16 protein-coding genes and 5 tRNA genes are annotated in these 16,700 nt (G+C 67.3%); 4 read left to right on the forward strand and 17 right to left on the reverse strand.

Annotated elements, in window-relative coordinates; genetic code table 11:
• Positions 1–227: 227 nt before the first annotated feature.
• From DB32_RS35060 to DB32_RS35090, 6 genes are all read right to left on the reverse strand, one after another.
• Positions 228–1,109, reverse strand: coding sequence for an N-6 DNA methylase (locus DB32_RS35060; protein WP_083458181.1), 882 nt, complete (start codon positions 1,107–1,109; stop codon positions 228–230).
• Positions 1,110–1,277: 168 nt separating this feature from the next.
• Positions 1,278–2,030 (reverse strand): hypothetical protein, encoded by a 753-nt coding sequence (locus DB32_RS35065; protein ID WP_169791660.1) that lies wholly within the window; start codon positions 2,028–2,030, stop codon positions 1,278–1,280.
• Positions 2,031–2,046: 16 nt separating this feature from the next.
• On the reverse strand, positions 2,047–3,327 hold the full coding sequence (locus DB32_RS35075) for a GP88 family protein (protein ID WP_053237020.1): 1,281 nt from the start codon (positions 3,325–3,327) through the stop codon (positions 2,047–2,049).
• 64 nt (positions 3,328–3,391) lie between these two features.
• Entirely contained in the window at positions 3,392–3,733 is a 342-nt protein-coding gene (locus DB32_RS35080; RefSeq protein ID WP_053237021.1) for a hypothetical protein, read from the reverse strand.
• A gap of 36 nt (positions 3,734–3,769) precedes the next feature.
• A complete protein-coding gene (locus DB32_RS35085; protein ID WP_169791661.1) occupies positions 3,770–4,720 on the reverse strand; it encodes a ParB/RepB/Spo0J family partition protein in 951 nt (316 codons plus the stop codon).
• A 230-nt stretch (positions 4,721–4,950) separates the two neighbouring features.
• Positions 4,951–5,301 carry a hypothetical protein gene (locus DB32_RS35090; protein ID WP_157069751.1) on the reverse strand — a complete coding sequence of 117 codons (351 nt, stop codon included), beginning with the start codon at positions 5,299–5,301 and terminating at the stop codon, positions 4,951–4,953.
• Positions 5,302–6,088: 787 nt separating this feature from the next.
• Here DB32_RS35090 and DB32_RS35095 point away from each other — a divergent pair.
• Entirely contained in the window at positions 6,089–6,796 is a 708-nt protein-coding gene (locus DB32_RS35095; protein ID WP_053237024.1) for a DUF429 domain-containing protein, read from the forward strand.
• 114 nt (positions 6,797–6,910) lie between these two features.
• Positions 6,911–8,278, forward strand: coding sequence for a hypothetical protein (locus tag DB32_RS35100; RefSeq protein WP_053237025.1), 1,368 nt, complete (start codon positions 6,911–6,913; stop codon positions 8,276–8,278).
• A 110-nt stretch (positions 8,279–8,388) separates the two neighbouring features.
• On the opposite strand, the gene DB32_RS35105 is transcribed toward DB32_RS35100, so the two are convergent.
• The gene (locus DB32_RS35105; RefSeq protein ID WP_053237026.1) at positions 8,389–8,904 is read right to left on the reverse strand and encodes a hypothetical protein; all 516 of its coding nucleotides are present in this window, start codon (positions 8,902–8,904) and stop codon (positions 8,389–8,391) included.
• A gap of 337 nt (positions 8,905–9,241) precedes the next feature.
• Here DB32_RS35105 and DB32_RS35110 point away from each other — a divergent pair, with 337 nt between their 5' ends.
• Complete coding sequence (locus DB32_RS35110) at positions 9,242–9,577, forward strand: helix-turn-helix domain-containing protein (protein WP_157069752.1); 336 nt, start codon at positions 9,242–9,244, stop codon at positions 9,575–9,577.
• Between the two features lie 783 nt (positions 9,578–10,360).
• Here the strand turns inward: DB32_RS35110 and DB32_RS47495 are convergent.
• From DB32_RS47495 to DB32_RS35155, 9 genes are all read right to left on the reverse strand, one after another.
• Positions 10,361–10,900, reverse strand: coding sequence for a hypothetical protein (locus DB32_RS47495; protein ID WP_157069753.1), 540 nt, complete (start codon positions 10,898–10,900; stop codon positions 10,361–10,363).
• Positions 10,901–11,139: 239 nt separating this feature from the next.
• Positions 11,140–11,216: transfer RNA gene (locus tag DB32_RS35120), tRNA-Glu, on the reverse strand.
• 245 nt (positions 11,217–11,461) lie between these two features.
• The gene (locus tag DB32_RS35125; protein WP_053237029.1) at positions 11,462–13,048 is read right to left on the reverse strand and encodes a TROVE domain-containing protein; all 1,587 of its coding nucleotides are present in this window, start codon (positions 13,046–13,048) and stop codon (positions 11,462–11,464) included.
• 357 nt (positions 13,049–13,405) lie between these two features.
• On the reverse strand, positions 13,406–13,936 hold the full coding sequence (locus tag DB32_RS35130; RefSeq protein ID WP_053237030.1) for an HNH endonuclease: 531 nt from the start codon (positions 13,934–13,936) through the stop codon (positions 13,406–13,408).
• Positions 13,937–13,956: 20 nt separating this feature from the next.
• A tRNA-Leu gene (locus tag DB32_RS35135) sits at positions 13,957–14,030 on the reverse strand.
• A gap of 48 nt (positions 14,031–14,078) precedes the next feature.
• Positions 14,079–14,165: transfer RNA gene (locus DB32_RS47500), tRNA-Leu, on the reverse strand.
• A 31-nt stretch (positions 14,166–14,196) separates the two neighbouring features.
• Positions 14,197–14,270 (reverse strand) — tRNA-Arg (locus DB32_RS35140).
• Between the two features lie 182 nt (positions 14,271–14,452).
• Positions 14,453–14,523: transfer RNA gene (locus tag DB32_RS35145), tRNA-Phe, on the reverse strand.
• 498 nt (positions 14,524–15,021) lie between these two features.
• Complete coding sequence (locus DB32_RS35155) at positions 15,022–15,372, reverse strand: hypothetical protein (RefSeq protein ID WP_053237032.1); 351 nt, start codon at positions 15,370–15,372, stop codon at positions 15,022–15,024.
• 148 nt (positions 15,373–15,520) lie between these two features.
• On the opposite strand from DB32_RS35155, the gene DB32_RS35160 reads away from it, so the two are divergent.
• On the forward strand, positions 15,521–15,931 hold the full coding sequence (locus tag DB32_RS35160) for a globin domain-containing protein (RefSeq protein WP_240481288.1): 411 nt from the start codon (positions 15,521–15,523) through the stop codon (positions 15,929–15,931).
• A 2-nt stretch (positions 15,932–15,933) separates the two neighbouring features.
• Here the strand turns inward: DB32_RS35160 and DB32_RS35165 are convergent, their stop codons facing one another.
• Positions 15,934–16,692, reverse strand: a complete 759-nt coding sequence (locus DB32_RS35165) for a MerR family transcriptional regulator (protein ID WP_053237033.1) — start codon at positions 16,690–16,692, stop codon at positions 15,934–15,936.
• Positions 16,693–16,700 lie beyond the last annotated feature (8 nt).

Here is a 16,700-nt window from a genome sequence, read left to right on the forward strand (position 1 = left end):
CGCGCACCCGACGATCGGCGACGTGGATGTCGAAGCGCTCGACTGCCGCGAGCAGCTCGTCGCGTTTCAGATAGTTGAGGATTTCTCGCTTCACTGGCCCTCCGACGATGATGCCTTGGAGCCCTGCGTTCGGGGAAGTCCGAGGAGCGCCAGGTCTGGCGCTCCGCGGACCCGCGGCGCGGGTGATCGCTGTTGCTGGTGACGAACCGTTCCGGTCGAGCGCTGGCTCAGCCCCGACCTGCGGCGACGAGATTCGCGAGGGCACCCGCCGTTCGGGCGCGCGCAGACTCTTCCGCCGCGCGGAGCTCGGCAACCTCGCGCGCGAGGTCCGCGGCGTCGGGCGCCAGGGTCTCGCTCGCTTCGTCCTCGAAGAACCTGTTGGGGTCGAGCGAGTACTCGGCGGCGCGGAGCTCCGATGCCGACACGACTCGAGCGCGGCAGTCCTCCGTGTCGTGGTCGCGGTACTCGCGGACCAATCGCAGCACCGAGTCGACCACCGGCTGCGAGAGATCCTTGAGGCGCTCTCGCGCTGCACCCACGCGCACGAAGAGCGTGCGCCCCTTGCGCGCGGCGGGTCGATCGCGACCGAGGACGAGCACGACGATCGGGAGACTCGTCGAGGACAGCAACCCCGGCGGCAACGCGATCACGGCGTCGATCAGGTCCGCTTCGATGAGCCCACGCCGCACTTCCGCCTCGGCACCGCTCCGGAACAGCGGGCCGCGGGGGACGACGAGCGCTGCGCGGCCGTTCGCGTCCAACAGCGAGATCGCGTGCTGGACCAGGAGCAAATCCGCGGTTCTCGACGGCGCACCGAACCGGAAGCGACCCCCCGACGCGAGGTGCAGGTGATCGGGCGTTCGCATGTTGAACGGAAGCACGCTGATCACCGTGTCGAACGCACCTGCGTGATCGGGTACGGGGGCCGTCAGCGCGTGCGCCACGCGCACGTCGGGCTCGCCGTCGGCGAGGAACGTGAGGACGCGTGCCATCGAGACCGCCTCGAGCGAGGGGTGCGTCCCGTGGAGCCGCGGGACATCGCCAGCATCGCGTCGGACGCGTTCGACTGCATCGGCGAGCAGGAGCCCCGTTCCGCACCAGGGATCGATCTGTCGGAGGCGTGCTCGCCTACTCGGTCGTGCGCCTGGACCCGGTCATCCGTCCCGAGATCGATCGCTGAGGTCGATCGCTTCGTGTCGAACGGTCGCCGCATCTGACGCGCGCTGCCAGCGAAGCACGGAGAAGCCGCGCGCCTCGGTCACGCCCCAGCGCTCGAGCTACGGCGCGCGGCTCGTCGTTTTCGTCCGCCCGAGCGCGGCGTTTCGAGACGGCAGGCTCGCGATGAGGCGCGTGATGTCGTCGCACGCCGAGAACGAACGCGAGCGCGGTGTCGGACCGCTCCGGGCCCAACATGCGCAGAGCCGCGCCGCGAGCTCCTGCGCGTCGAGCGGGCCGGTGACGGCGAACTTGTAGCCGCGGCGTCCGTCGCCCGGCTTGCGACACGCACGCAGATGCGGTCGGCCGTCGTCCCAGTAGAGCTGGATCGGGCAGGCGTTCCGGAACTGGTCGCACGGCCGCGAGATCCCCGCACACGCCGGCGTCGGGACGGGCGGTATCTCTCCGAGTGCCGGATGCGCGCACACACCGCGTGCCGGCTCGTACGAGTACGGACGCGCGCACGCGTACGGCAATCGCACGCCCGGCTCCGCTCCCTGCGCGGGCCCGCGAGCGCACGTGAACTCGCGCCGATGCTGCGCCGAGCGTGCTTCGATCGCGCTCGGCGACGTGTATCGGAATCCCGGCGGCCGCGAGATCACGATCTTCGAGAACGTCGAGTGCGCGCCCGACCGCGAGTCGACGCGAGCGTGCTCGACGATGTCGACCGGCGGACGAACGCACACCGTGCGCGCGCGACCGCTCGCGCTGGTGCGTACCTCTTCCGAGAACCCGCGCGGACAGGATGTCGAGCGCTTCCGCCGCTGCTGAGTTGCGCATCGGCGCGTCGGCGGCGCCCGCATCGAATCCTTCATCCTCATCGATCCCTCGTCAGTGGAGCGTGTAGTTGATCGCGAGCCCGCCCGGCGCGCCTTCGGGTGTCCGCGTGCCGTACGTCCAGCACGCACGACATCCGATGCGCCCGTCCGGGGCTCTGGCCTCGCGGCAACTCGCGAGCTCGTTCGCCGAGTCGTACGCCTGGCAATCCCAGTCGTACGGCGGCCGCCGCCCGCCGCGGGCCATGACCCGCGGTCCGTCGGGCTTCAGGCTGTCCTTGTACGTCGTGGCGCCGGCGGCCCAGCCGACACCCAGCTCGCGCGCGTCGGGAGCGGCCTCGTTGATGTGAAACGCGCTCGGACGGATCACCAGGTTCGAGTGCTCGGCCGGACCGTTCACGGCGTTCACCGCTTCGCGCAGCATCTCATTGACCCAGACGCGCGAGGGCGCCCAGAAGCTCACGTCGGGATTCAGGTTCGCCACGCTCTTCCAGATCGCCAGATAGCCGGGGCTGAAGAAATCGCCGCTGTCGTGCAGTCGGAAGTAGCGCCGACAGTCGCGCTCCCCTCGAGCTCGGCGCCAGCCCTCGACGGGGTCGAGAGATCCGCGGCGCCCATCGAGGTAGTAGTTGGCGTTCTTGATCGCGTAGTCGAACAGCGCGGTGAGATCTCCCTGCCCCTCCCGCGACGTGAGCATCTCGCTGACGAATGCCAGCCGCACGAGCTGCGCGTACTGGACCGACGCGGTCGAGTACTGCCCGCCTTCCGCGTAGCAGTGCTGACAGATGGCCTGTGCGAAATGCACCGGCGCGCCGATCTGCTCGCTCACTCTGCGAGCTGCGCGGCGCAGCGTCGAGAGCGGCACGACAGACTGACCGGCGTTCGCGCCGGGACAGGTGCCGCCCATCGTAATCGCTCCGGCGGGGAGGCTGAATGACGGCGTGCCCATCTTGCTCGTCCACGACAGCAACTGAAATCGGCGCAGGTTCTCCTGCGCCGGCGGGTTCCACGCCGGCACCGTCGGCAGCGCATGCTCGAGCTCGAGCCACACCTGCCGACCATCGAGCACGGGTGTGATGCGGTTGCCCACGAGCGCGCGCTGCAATACCGCACGTATCCACGCCATCTGTTCGAGCTGAGCGTGCGACTTCTGCAGGGCCTCGCTGGCAATTCGGAGCGCGCCCGTGTCGTCCTCCGGCGCGCTCCCCAGACCGGAGGAGCGCTCGCGCGATCGCTTCGTAGCCCCCACGAGCTCCACCCGCGCGAGCGACGCGATCGCGCGGTCGAGTTCCGTCAGAGCCGACTGGTGTTCGAGCTTGATCGTGATCGCGGCCATATCTCACCCACAGTGCCGAACCCGCGCGATCGACGAGCAGTACCGTCGATGACAACGCTCGTGCTCAGCCATCGTCAGAGACCACTTCCGCGTCGATGAAGTCGACCGGGGCACGCGGAGCTGCGCGGTCCTCTGACATCGCCGTCTTCACCACGTCGAGAATCTCCAGCGACGTACGGAAGAACCCCGCCCAGTCGAATCCCGGCCGCTGCACCGTCGGCGTCGCACGAAGCCGCACGAGCTCGTGCTCGAATGCCACCATCGCATCCGTCAATCGATCGAGCGCGCGCCTCAACTCGAGCTGCCTCGCCTTCTTCACGCGCTCACTCGCCTCGTCCGCATACGCTCGGCGGAGGAAGTGGTGCGCGCGCACGACCACGCGCACCGTGCGAATCACGTCCTTCAAGGCTCGCACTTCGCACCTCCGCTCGTGCGCACGCGATCACGGCTCATCCCGATGCGTCGACTCATCGCCCACGTCGGCGGCATCGACCTTCGCATCCTTGTGCTTGCGCCCGGACCGGAGTGCATTGCTGACCGCCTCCGTCATCCCGCGAATCCGCGAGCTCGGCACGAACCCGAGGGCCCATCGGACCCCGAGCCAGAAGTCCTCCCTGACGTGCCCAAGACCGAACGCCGCGGGGTCTGCAAGGAGTCGCTGGACGACACGGCGGGCAGGCGGAGGTTCGCGCGCGGACTTCCCGTCGACTTCGCTCGTGCACAAACGATTTCGTACCGCCACGGCTGCGGCAACGGTTCGATTCTCGCCCCGCAGGAGCTCCTCGAGCGCCACAACCTGCAGCTCCGCAGGGAGCACCACGAGCTTCAGCGCAGCGGTCATCGTCACTGTTTCGTTCGCGACTGCCTCGCGCACCAGCGCGTCGAGCTCGAGCAAGCTGAGATAATTGCGGACCATCGGGACGCCAATACTGAGGTACGCCGCAATTTCGCTGAGCGTCTTGCCATCCGTCAGAAGCTGCTGCGCCGCCTCTGCGGTCTGGATCGCATGCTCGGGTTTGGCGCCGCGATTCGCGAGTCGCGAAAGCCCGAAGACGTGTGCGTCGTCCCCCTCCTGGACGATCGCGCGGATCGTGCGAGGCGCTTCCCCATCGCGCTCGCGCAGGACGCGATTCACCTCGCGCGCGTGAAGCACCCGGCGACGACCATCGACAACTTGGTAGCGGGCTCCGACCTGTCGCACGAAGATCGGCCTGAGCACTCCGACCATCTCGATCGAGTGGAGCATGTTCTCGTCGAGAGGCAGGAAGACGCGCTCATCGAACAGCGCGTGCTCCCCTTTTCGATGTGGCGTATCGACACCAATGAGCACCAGGTCCTCGGGGGCCAGGTGCAGCATGCTTTCCGAGACGATCGCGCGCTCGGTCGTACCCATCTCACTCCTCCAGAGACACTCCTGCACGAGCATCGGAGGCGGATCTCCGACGCGCGATCCCTTGTGCTTCGCGCGCATGTCGCGCGTCACGCAATGGGTGTGGCGCCGCCGAGTCGCTGCGCGCGGATGCGCTCATGACTCGCGACGTTCAATGCCGTGCCGCACTGCAGGGAGGCGGAGTGGTGGCAATTTTCGTCTGCGCTTCGCTCAATCTGGCGCAGACAAGGTGCCTAACCTAACGGCGCCATCGGCTGGGCTGGCTCACGTTCCTGTGCGCCGACCCACGCCGGCGAGAAGGACAGCAGTCCATGCGTCATGCTCTCGCAGAGCAGCCGGTTCGCGAAGCGAGCACGCACAAGGAACCGAGCTCCGATCGGCACGATCGCGTCATCGATCGTGTGCAGAGCACGGATGGTCGCGACCATGGTCCCGACCAGCTCATCGAGGCGGATGGCGAGCGCGCTGTTCGCCCGGTCCCACGCCATCTCCAACTCCCATCGCTCGCGCTCGAGTGCGGAGAGGGCCATTCCGCTGCGCGCACGCGCGCGCCATTCTTCACCGTAGCTCATCGATTCGATCACGATTCATCTCCACGACAGCATCGGAATCGACGTCCTCGAAAACCGGTTTTCTTCGTCCGTCTCTCCAAACCCGACGGAGCATGACGGGATTCCCGTCGGCGAGCCCGTCTGAAGGCGCCTGTATCAGTCGACACAATTGCCGAGAACCCGGGTTCCCGGCAATCGCGAGACTGCCGTGTTACCAGCGAGTTACCATCAAACTGGCAATTGTCATGGGAGTCGCCTTTCGACGACCATTTCAATACTTTTGGTCATCGAGAACCCGTCCTCGGCACCAGCAGAATCTGGCGCTCATGACTGTGAATCGGAGGTCGCGTACCCACGCTACGGGGGGTCACGTCATCATCGGGGTCGTTTAGGACGCAAATACTCGACATCACATGACGTCGTATTGACGGCACTGACGTCGTATTGACGGCACGACGCTCTTGCGCGCCGGTCTTCAGAGAACTCAACCGCAGGCTCTCCGCGTCCTGACGACGCTGGATCTCAGTCCATGTGGCTCGAGCGGAAAGCGTCGCGTAGACCGCTCTCTTGAAACCGTTCGGAAACGGTCTTTCGTCGCGCTCCAAGTCGAGTCGACTCTAATCAGCCAGTTCAACCCGGCATCCGTCACGGGCTATCCCGTTGAGAGCGTTCGACCGAAGCGCTAGTTGCAAACTCAGAATATTGAAGAATGGCGAGAACGCCGGCAGCCTCGGGCCGGGGTGTGGTTGCCAGCGTGACGACCTCACTCGCATCACAGGTTCGCTCGAGCAGCGGGTCAGTGATGTGAGACGATGCGCAGATGCTGACGCTCGGGATCGACCTCGGCGCACAAGCGAACGAGACCTACGGTTGCGCGATCGACTGGTCCGGGGGAGCCTGTCGGGTTGCGGCGCTGCACCCGAAACTCGACGACGAGCGTCTCGTGAAGCTCGTCACCGATGACGCGTTCGCCGCGATCGGCGTCGACGTGCCGTTCGGCTGGCCCGTTGCGTTCGTAGAGCTCCTCACGGCCCGGGGGTCCGCGCAATCGTGGAGCGTCGACGCCGCGAGGCTTCGGCTTCGAGACACCGATCGCCACTGCAAGCGCCTGACGGGCAAGGACCCGCTCTCGGTCTCGTCCGATCGGATCGCCGCGCCGGCGATGCGGTGGCGGCTGCTCGCGACACGCGTCGCGTCGGCATCCGCCCGGCTCCATGAGGTCTACCCGGGCAGCGCGCTCGCGGTCTGGAGCTTGGAACACAAGGCGTACAAGAACGCCGACCAGCGGGACGCGCGAATCCGCATCCTCTCGGCGCTGCGCGCGAAGCTCTCACTCTGCGTCGTGGACGCCGATGCCGAGTGCCTCGCGACGTGTGCCGACGCCCTCGACGCGCTCGTCGCGAGCCTCATCGCGCGCGCAGTGGCGCTCGGGCGCGTGCACCCGATCCCGCCGGACCTCGAAGCGGCGGCAGCATGCGAGGGTTGGATCCAGATCCCCACTTGCAACGTCGCAGAGCTGCGCTGCTAGCACGCAGTCGCCGTAAGTCTCGCGGTCAGTTCCGCTGCGACGGGCGCTCGCGCGTGCGCGGCGTTCTGTCGCGCTTGGAGATCACGGCTCCATCGCGCTATCGATCGGGCTCGAATGAGCGACCTCTCCGACGCACTCGAGCAACTCGATCGCTTGCATCAGTTCTTCGCAGATCGCGGTGATGCTGACGTTTATGCGGAGCTGTACCGCTTCGTCGCGGCGCTCGAGGCCGACGCGAGAACCAGCTCCGTCTTCGCGGAGCTCGTCGAGGAATGCGTCGAACGTCTCCGCGCCGCTCAAGCTCAGGACGAAGCCATCGCCCGGGAGGTCGTCGAGCTTCGAAGGGAGATTGTGCTCGAATTGCCGCAGCTCGAGGACAAGCCGCAAGACGTCGCAAGCGGCCCGGACGTCGACCCGTTTCCACGGCAGTGGTCGCTGGCACGCTTCGACGAGTTGGCCGCGGGAACGAGCTCCATCCGGTTCTCTCTCCTCGCACGCGACATCGACGACGGCTCGCTCGCGACGAAACTCATTCGAATCCTCGAGAGCCGGCTCCGTCGGATGGGCGAGGACGAGTTGTTCCCAAACGAACCGGGAGCAGCAACACCTTCGAGCGAGTTCATCCGAAGTGTCTCCAGGATCAAGCGCCGCCACCAGCACTTCGTGCGCGATTGGCTGCTCTACACGCGGACCGACGGATGCGCTTCCGCGCTGCGGATCCTCGGCATTGCTCGTGACGTCAACCCGAAACCGCGAGCATTGAGCACTGACCTCGCCCTGTTCGCGCTTCTCGAGGAAGCGTGGGTGGAGGTGGCCTATCCGTTCCGCAACCTGCGCGCGAATACGTTTGGCGAGCGAGTCGAGATGGCGAACACGCCACGCGACGCCGAGCTCGTCGCGATGATTCGCACCGAGGCCCGACGCGCATACGAGGAAACTCGCCGACGCCTGCTCTCGATGCGATCCCACCGCGCGCTCGTGCTCCGGTTCGCGCAGTGGGTTCAGCTCTACGGACGCAACGAGCTGTACGACCTCGCCAAGAATACGCCCGGCAAAGTCGAGGACGTGCTCACACAGCAGCTCGCGCGCTTTCTGTTCGAGCGCGGGCTTAACCCACTCACGAAAGCCAACGTCGGCCCGTCGCAGCCGGACCTGCTGGATCCGACCACGCGATGGAGCTTCTACGTCGAAGCGAAGCAGTACAATGAGGCGGGCAGGAGTGTCGTGAAGAAGGCGGTCAGACAGATCGCCGACACGCTGCTCCCGTTGCGCGCGCTGCCGAACGGCATCCGGGAAGCATTCCTCGTCGTGTTTCGCGTGGGAGGCCCGCGGCTCGTGCTCCCGCCGGAGGTGCCCGTCGATGGTGTCCGCATCTGGCCGGTGCTGGTGGACATCGCGCCGAGTTCCGAAGCGAACTCGCACCAGAAGCACACGCCGATCGTGGTCTCGCTCGAGGAGCTGCTCGCGCACGACGAGCAATGAGATACCTTGATAGCTTTCCCACGCTCGTTGACGCGCGCGCAAGGATCCGAGCGACCCTGGTGGCCCAGTTGGGCGGGCGAGTTCTGGGCGCGCCTCGGGACGTGACGCGCCTACACGAGCAGTACGGGCAGCGCGATGCTCGAAAGCCGGTCGCGAAACTCCAGAAGTTTCTTCCGGCTCATCTGGCCCACTTGGTCGCGCTTGCGATAGAGCTTCCCTGTCGAGAGGCAGAGTTTCAGACCCGTGCCGCGCTCGTGTGCGTGAGGATTCGAAGGAAAGTAGTCAGCATCGTACCTGTGGATCTCCCACAACCGCCCGTCTTGTTTGACGACCTTCTCAAGCAGCAGGTCGGACTCCCCCGGCGGCACTCCAACTTCTTCGTCTTTGAGGTGCAGCGTTGCGAGGACGACGGGCGACGCAGGCCAGTCGTAGGCCGCAAGCTGCTCAGCGATCGTCGAGGCGTCCCCAACCGCGCCGACGAGATGGCGTTCTTCTCGTACGCTCAGATGGACGCAGAGTGCCTCGGCAACATCGCGGAACGTCGTGGGCACTCCGCGACTCCGCGACAAGATCTTTGCCGCTTCGTCAATGGCAGCAATGGTCTGGGCAATCGGGTCAATCGTCATGCGACAACGCTCCGGGAATTCATTCTGACTGATCTATCACCCCGACAACCGTCCGTTCGTTGGGACGCCAGACTGATTACGAAGGCGAGATCACCCGACTATGGAGCCTGACGATCCGTGCGGCGAGCCCACGCAGCGAAAGGACCCCGGCCTCCCCGCGCTGGAAGCGAGTCAACAAGCAATCACGCAGTAGTCGAGCCGTTCGACGGAACCCACAGTTCCGCCTGCTTCCGGCTGGGCGCGGACCACGCAACAGCGCTACAGCAATGCTCGCCGAAACCGTTTTCGGTAGGGCGGCCGCGCGTACAGGGCGTCCCGCCCATTGCCGGAGGACGATATGACCACCGAGGTTGACCTCGCGCGACACGTGGCGGGCAGGATCGTCGTCGTAACCACCGAAGAGCTCGCAGCCCTCCTAGAGTCAGCCGTTCGGCGCGCACTCGATTCTCTTGAGGGTAGGTCGGCAGCACTCGAGTGGCTCGACGCGGCGGCAGCTGCGGAGTTGCTCCGCGTGCACCCCCGCACGATTGGCAAGCTGGTGCGGCAGCAAGGGTTGCCAGCGCACCGCATCGGCAAGCTCTACCGCTTCGAGCGTCGCGAGCTGCTCGCATGGATCGAGAAGCACCGCGCTCCTACGCCGAAGCACCTGCGCGAGTTTCGCGCCGTGCGCTAGTATCGTGTACAAGTAACCGACAGCCATGAACGAGAGCAAGCCGCGTGGTCCCGGAGGACGCTCGCCGAGAGCCGATCGGGCGGCCGAAGTCCGTGTGACTGTACCCGCGACGCGAACCGAGCGCGATCGGTGGCGACACGCACATCGGGATCTCGGTTTAGCGATGGCGGAAACGGCGCGCGCAGCCTTCGAAAGCGTTGTGGCTCGAGCGGAGGCGAAGAGGAAGCGAGGCGACCGATGACGAGTGGCCAACGGCGAACGAGTGGACGCGGCTCTGTCTATCGACGGTCCGGCACCCGGGTTTTCTGGTGCAAGTACGCCGGACCCGATGGACGTCGCGTCCAGGAGTCGACGGAGACAAGCGATCGGCGCGCGGCGCTGAGTTACCTGGCAAGCCGCGTCCGCGAGGTGGTCGACGGCACGTGGGCCCCGAAGAACGGCGCCCAACTGCCGGCAACGCGCACGTTCGAGGACGATTGGAACGAGTGGCTCAAGGGGCGAGAGGACGTGAAGACGCTCGCCGACAACCGCTCCGCGGGCCGCGATCACATCCTGCCGGTGCTCGGGAACCTCGTCACGCGCGAAGTGACAACGGGCCAGATCGCCGATTTCCTTGCCGAGCTGCGGCGGAAAAAGAGCGCGAGGGGGACGCCACTCGCGAAGAACACGATCCGCAACATCAACGCGCTGGTCGTGACGTTCTTCGCGGACATGGAGCAGCACGGGAAGATCGCGCGCACGCCGTACGCCGGGCTCCGCAAGAGCCAAAAACCGAAGAAGGCGTCACGCCACGAGATCGTCGCGGCAAAGCGCGTGTTCTCGCATCAAGAGGTCTCGACGCTCCTCTTCGACGTTCGCGTCGCGCAGGACCGTCGCGTGCTTTACGCGCTCCAGTTCTTCACCGGGACGCGTTTCGGTGAGGCGGCTGGACTGCGCTGGCGCGACTACGACTCCGCGGCAGAGCCGCTCGGTGTGATTCGCATCACTCACCAGTACGAGGATCTGCCGCTCAAGGGGAAGCGTGCAGAGCCGGGCCCGCCGCGCACCGCGCCCGTGCACCCGCAGCTCGCGGCCATGCTCGCCGCGTGGAAGCACCAGGGATTTCCGATGCAGTTCGGGCGGCCGCCGCAGCCCGACGATTTCATCTGCCCCCAGAGCTCCGGCGAGTGCCGAAAGCTTCGAACGGTGGACAAGCAGCTCCTCGTCGATTGCGCCGCGGTGCGAGTTCCCTCGACGGGCCAGACGCATGCGTTCCGACGTGCGTTCAAGACCATCGCCGTCGCAAACGGCGCTCCCGAGGTCTGGATCGAGCGCATCATCCACAACGCTGCGGGTGGCGTCGCGGAAGGCTACCTGGCGGACGATTACCCGGCGATGTGCCGGGCGGTTCAGTGCATCCCGGTGACCGCGCCGAGCCCCGGCGACGTTGTGCCTCTGCGAGCGACCGCGGATGAACTGCCGATAGACCCCCCGGGGCAGCCCGGCGGCGGTTCGCGCCCGCGCCGTGGCTACAGTCGTGGCTACAGTCGCCGCTCCACGGCTCGGTTTGCTTTGAAAACGGATACTGGTGACGGGAGTCGAACCCGCGGCCTCTCGACTGAGAATCGAGCGATCCCATCCCGACGGGATCTCCACCAGCGTGAAGGTCGAACACGAAGCCGTGCGCGGAGAGCGGATGGGGGGAGTCGCACCCCCGAGGTCTCGGATGGCGCCCGAGATCCGGCGCTCGCCGGGTCACCCGCGAAGAACAAAGGGCCGACCAATCAAGTGCGACCGAGAGCCCTGTACTCTCGTGCGGCATTCGGCCCGGGATCGATCAGGGCGCGAAGCTGCCCCGCCCTTCTCCGTCTCTCGGAGGCCCAGGCGGGGCAGCTCTTCCCTCGCTCACGCGGTCTCGATCTCCATCCGCTGGATCACGTCGACCCAGCCTGCCCCCTCGCCCCGCGCCTGCGCGAAGGCGGCGATCACGTCGAACACGCGGTCGGAGAAACCTCCGACGTTGAGCACGTCGTCGCGATCGGGCGCCTGCGTGTGCGCGTAGGGCTGGAGATCGATGCAGACGAGCTTGGCGCGCGGGCAGCGCGCCTTGAGCTTCGCCCACTCGGTCATCGTCGCCGACGCACCGTGCCCAGAAGCAGAGCCGCGCGCGGACGCGTCGACCCAGGACTGGTTGTCGGAGACGTACACCACGAGATCCGCGTGCTCGCGCTTCTCGTTGAGATGCGCGAGGGGCAGCGACACCGAGGTGCCGCCGCCGCCGACCGCCGCGAGCTTCGTCGCGTTGGTCAGCACGGTGTCGCGCGGCTCGAGCACGACGTCGCGCAGGCGATCGTCGAACGGGAGCACGCGCGCGTGCGTCGCGGTGCGGAGGAACGACGCGGCGATCAACGCCGCCACGTCGACGCAGCGCACCGCGGTGGTCTGGCCCTCGCCGCGATCGCCGGTGACCGGCGACTGCATGGAGCCCGACACGTCGGGGAGCACCCACACGCGGCCCTCGACGCGCGGCACGTTCGCGATCGCCATCTCGAGCGCGTCGTGCAGCGCCTCGACCACCACGCGCGGCAGATCCGATCCGCGCGTCGCGACGTACGCGATGAGGAGCTGGTACGGGAACACGCGCGACTTCGCGATCGCCTCGCGATCGCGCAGGCGCTCGGCGATGAGCTCCGGCATGCCGGGCACGCCGAACACGCCGTGACGCGCGAACGTCGCGAGGTTCATGCGCGTCACCTGCCAACCCGCGTGCTTCGCGATCTCCACCCACTCGTTGGTGCCGAGCGGGAGCGACGTGAGCAGCTGGTACGGCACGTCGGGCACCTCGCCCGTCACGTCGGTCTTGTACTGCTCGAACGCGCGCACGAGCGGCGGCAGATCCTTCGCGTCGTAGGTGCGCCCGATCAAATACGCGTAGAGCGCGCGACGCGCCGGCGTGAGCGGCTTCGGGTGCACCATCTTCACGACGTCGGCGAGCGACGGGCGCTCACCGATCGACGCGCGGAAGAGCTCGTCGTCGTCCTGCGCGTCGAGCCAGCCACGCACCGCGCGCTTGGGGCGCGTCCCGAGCGATTTGCGCCCGATGCGGCCCGAGCGGACGATCTGCACGAACGTGCGGACCATGCGCGCGTTGTCGACGACGCGCGGGAACACCTTCGCGAAGAGCGTCGGATCGCGCAGCGACAGCACCGCGACGAGGAGCGCGGGCATGTCCTTCATGTGCGCCTCGCGACGCGCGTAGAGCGCGGTCTTCGCGAGGAACACGGGATCGACTTTCGTCGCGAGCGCGAGTGTCTGCTCGAGCTGGTTCTCGTCGGTCGCGTAGTACGTCGCGCCGAGGCATCCGGTCACCGCGAGCTGCGCGAGCGCGTGCTCCGCGGAGAACGCGTACGCGTTGCCGCCGGCCTCGTGGATCGTGTCGGTGCCCGGCAGGCGCGCGCCCGAGTACGTGCGGAAGAGCGTCGTGTTCACCATGGCTCATCACCTCACCTTCTTCTCCTCGCGCGACGATTCGCGCGCGTGACACGCCACCCTGGAGTTGCACCAGGTCCACCGGGTTTTGGAGGCCCTTCGGCTCTGCAGCCTGTGACGTAGGTGAGTCGGGGAGATCGACCGAGAGGAGCTCGGCAGTGGGGGACTACGAGCGAACGCGGTCGCCCCGACTCGTTCGTGGATCACGCCATGTGAGGGAGTCGAACCCTGCTCACTCCGTCGACAGCGGAGTCGCATCCCGGATGCGTTCACACGGCAGACGAAGACCCGCGCCGACTGGCATCGACGCGGGCCTCCATCGATCGAAATGGCGAGGTGGTCAGTCGCTCGAGCGCTCGATCAAGCGCTCTCGCTCAGCTCCGACTGCCACCACATCCAGCTCTTCCACGCCTCGGGCACGCCACGACCGAAGTCGAGACGCACGAACAGCATGGGGAGCTCCTTCGGACGGACCGGCGGATGACGGAGCGCCATGCCCGCCTGCTCGGGCGTGCGGCCACCCTTGCGCGTGTTGCAGCGCGCGCACGCGGTGACGATGTTCTCCCAGCTCGTGCGGCCGCCCTGCGATCGCGGCACGACGTGGTCGAACGTCAGCTCACGCGGGGGCGCATTCCGGCCACAGTACTGGCAGGCGAAACCGTCGCGCGCGAGCACGTTGGCGCGGCTGAACTTCACACCGCGCTTCGCGTGGCGGACGTGACGCACGAGGCGCACGACCGCGGGCATCTTCACGGTGATGCTCACCGAGCGGATGTCCTCGTCGTACTCCGAGAGCACCTCGACCTTGCCGTCGAAGAGCATCGTGATCGCCTTCTGCCAGGAGACGACGCGATGCGGTTGGTATGTGTGCGTCAAGACGAGCGTCTGCATGGGAACACCTCGGGGGATGTTGCGGACGGCAAGACTCGAACTTGCACTCGGCGATACCTGAACCCGCTGCCTCTGCCGTTTGGGCTACGTCCGCATGTCTTCTCTGGATTGTGTCTGGATTCGACCCTCCTAGCAGGAGGGATGCCCGGAGCAGGACTCGCACCTGCATCGCCCTCGATCGGGCCCCGGCGCCTCACACCGGTGTGTCTGCTGTTTCCACCATCCGGGCCGAGCTCGTCGCCGACGCGACGAGCACGCAACGCTCTCGGGAGGACTCGAACCTCCAACCTCCGGCTTCGCAGCCCGGCGCCCGCTCCATTCGGGCCTCGAGAGCAGAGAACGAAAGAGGGCCGGCGAGGGTTCGCCAGAGGGTGAGCAGCCCGGCGGCATCCGGCCCGGTGAGTGAGCGCGACGCGCGTAGCGGCCGGCGAGGAAACGCCGGAGGGTGTGAGACCCGGCTGCATCCGGCCCACGCGTGTCGCCGTGCGCGATGCTGATTCGAGTCGCATCGCACGATGCCCCAGGGAGGGATCGAACCTCCACCTTCCGCTCTTCACGCGGACGCTCGACCTTCGAGCTGCCAGGGCACTTCGATGGCGCCGAGCGGATGGTGGTCCGCTCGGCGCCCACGGCTTCGTCTTCGGTTGTCAACGAACCGCTCCGGACGGACCGGGGCGTCTCGACGCGCTGGAGCCGCGCGCCGATCTCGATCAATTTCGATTGAATCGCGAAACTATCGCGTTTGAACGCGACAGATCACGCGCCGATCATCGATGTGTTCTTCGCACCACGAAGGCGCGCGGCGCGGAGCCAGCGCCGCATCGCCGCGCTCGGGCGCGGATCGAACGGACGAGCTGGCAGGGCGCGCGAGCGCGGCCGGGGTGCGAGAGAACGCAAGCGCACGGGGGCTCTCCAGGAGGCTCGCGTCGCGCGCGAGCACGACGAGAGGCGGACGAACGAGGAAGATCCCGGTGGCGCGACGATCGGCGAGCGGTCGGGGACGAACGCGCGACGGAACGACGAAGGCCGCCGGGGGGAGATCCCAGGCGGCCTTCGCGGACACACGGAGTGCGCGAGAAGAACGCCTAGGTGTGGCCCTCCAGGCAACGAAGGCCCGACGAGCGCACGAAGAAGGGCGGGGCCGGCTTCGAGCTGCCGTGCCCGTTCTGCGGATATCCCGCCGCGCGATCGACCGCCGGCAGGAGCGTGCCCAGCGAATCGCCGGGGCACGGGAAGGAGACGCCCGTGGTGCCGAGCACGACGCGGTTCGCGCCGTGGCTCTCACGCCAGCTCTCGACCTCTTGCATCGCGATGCGTTCGATCGAGCCGACACCGACACACTCGTGCATCTGCACGAGCCCGCGAGCGAACGACACGCCCTGCAGGTCGCCCTGCAAGCGCGCGCTCGAGCGCGAGATGTTCCGGTGCCTCGTCATGATGCGGTCGGTTGTACGTGGGCCTTCGACGACTGTCAAACGAAAAAGTTTTGGCGCTCGAATTCTTTCTGTTCGTCGAGCACGGACGTTCAATCCGAACATCGCGACGCGCACGTGCGCGCTGCGCGTCGGGGGGTACGTTGCCCCCGTGACCTGGGTCCCTTCCGAGAGCGACACGCCGTTCGATCGGCTCGGTGGCGAGACGCGCGTCCGCGCGCTCGCCGAGGCCTTCTACGACGCGATGGATCGCGACGAGCCCGCGCTCGCGCGCCTGCACGAGCTCGACGCCGAGGGTCGCGTCGCGCGCGGACCGCGCGATCGCTTCGCGCTGTTCTTGATCGAGTGGCTCGGGGGCCCGCGCGCGTACTCGCCGACGCACGGGCACCCGCGCCTGCGCATGCGCCACGCGCGCGCGCCCGTCGACGTCGCGATGCGCGACGCGTGGCTGCGCTCGATGTCGCGCGCGATGGACGCGATCGGCGTGGACGTCGAGCTCCGCGCGTTCCTCGATCGACGGTTCGCCGAGGTCGCGGACTTCCTGCGCAACACGCCGGGCTGAGCTCACTCGCCGGTCCAGTCCTTCCCGCCGTTCGCGATGCGGATCGCGCGCCCCACGTGCTCGAAGAGCGCGGGGTCCATGCCGTTCCGCTGCGCGAGCGAGGGCTCGCTCTTCCACATGCGGCCGAGCGACTCGTGGATGCCGCGATCGCCGCCCGTGAACTCGCGCACGAGCGCCATCCATCGCGACGCGATCGACTGCATGCGCGGGTCAGCGGGATCGACGCCTTCGTCCATCGCCTGCTTCGCCTCGGCGATCAGCAGCGGCCACGCCTGCTCGACCTCGCGGATGCGCTCCTCGCCGACCTCGACGCGCCGCTGCTCGAGCTGCTTTCGCTGCTCTTCGTCGTAGTACTTCTCGATCATCACCGTCTCCTCGATGGTGCGGAGCAAGTCCTCCGCGGACACCTTCGATCCCGCCCTCAGCGCGAGCGCGACGCGCTCGAGGCGCACCACGAGCCGCTGCTGCTCGGCGATGAGCTCCTTCGCGCGCGCGAGGTGCCGCTCGATCGCGTCGAGCGGCGATGCATCGCGCCGCGCGAGGAGCGCGCGGATCTCGTCGAGGGACATGCCGACGGCGCGCAGCGAGAGGATCTGCTGGATCCGCATCAGCTCGCGCTCGCCGTAGACGCGATGTCCGGCGCGCGTGCGGCGCGCGGGACGCAGCAGACCGACCTTCTCGTACCAGTGCAGCGTGCGCACCGAGATCCCGGTCGCGCGCGCGAGATCGCCGACCTTCCAGAGCTTCGCGTCGTCCGCCATCGACTGCC

It is taken from the genome of Sandaracinus amylolyticus, assembly GCF_000737325.1.
GTDB classification, from domain to species: domain Bacteria; phylum Myxococcota_A; class Polyangia; order Polyangiales; family Sandaracinaceae; genus Sandaracinus; species Sandaracinus amylolyticus.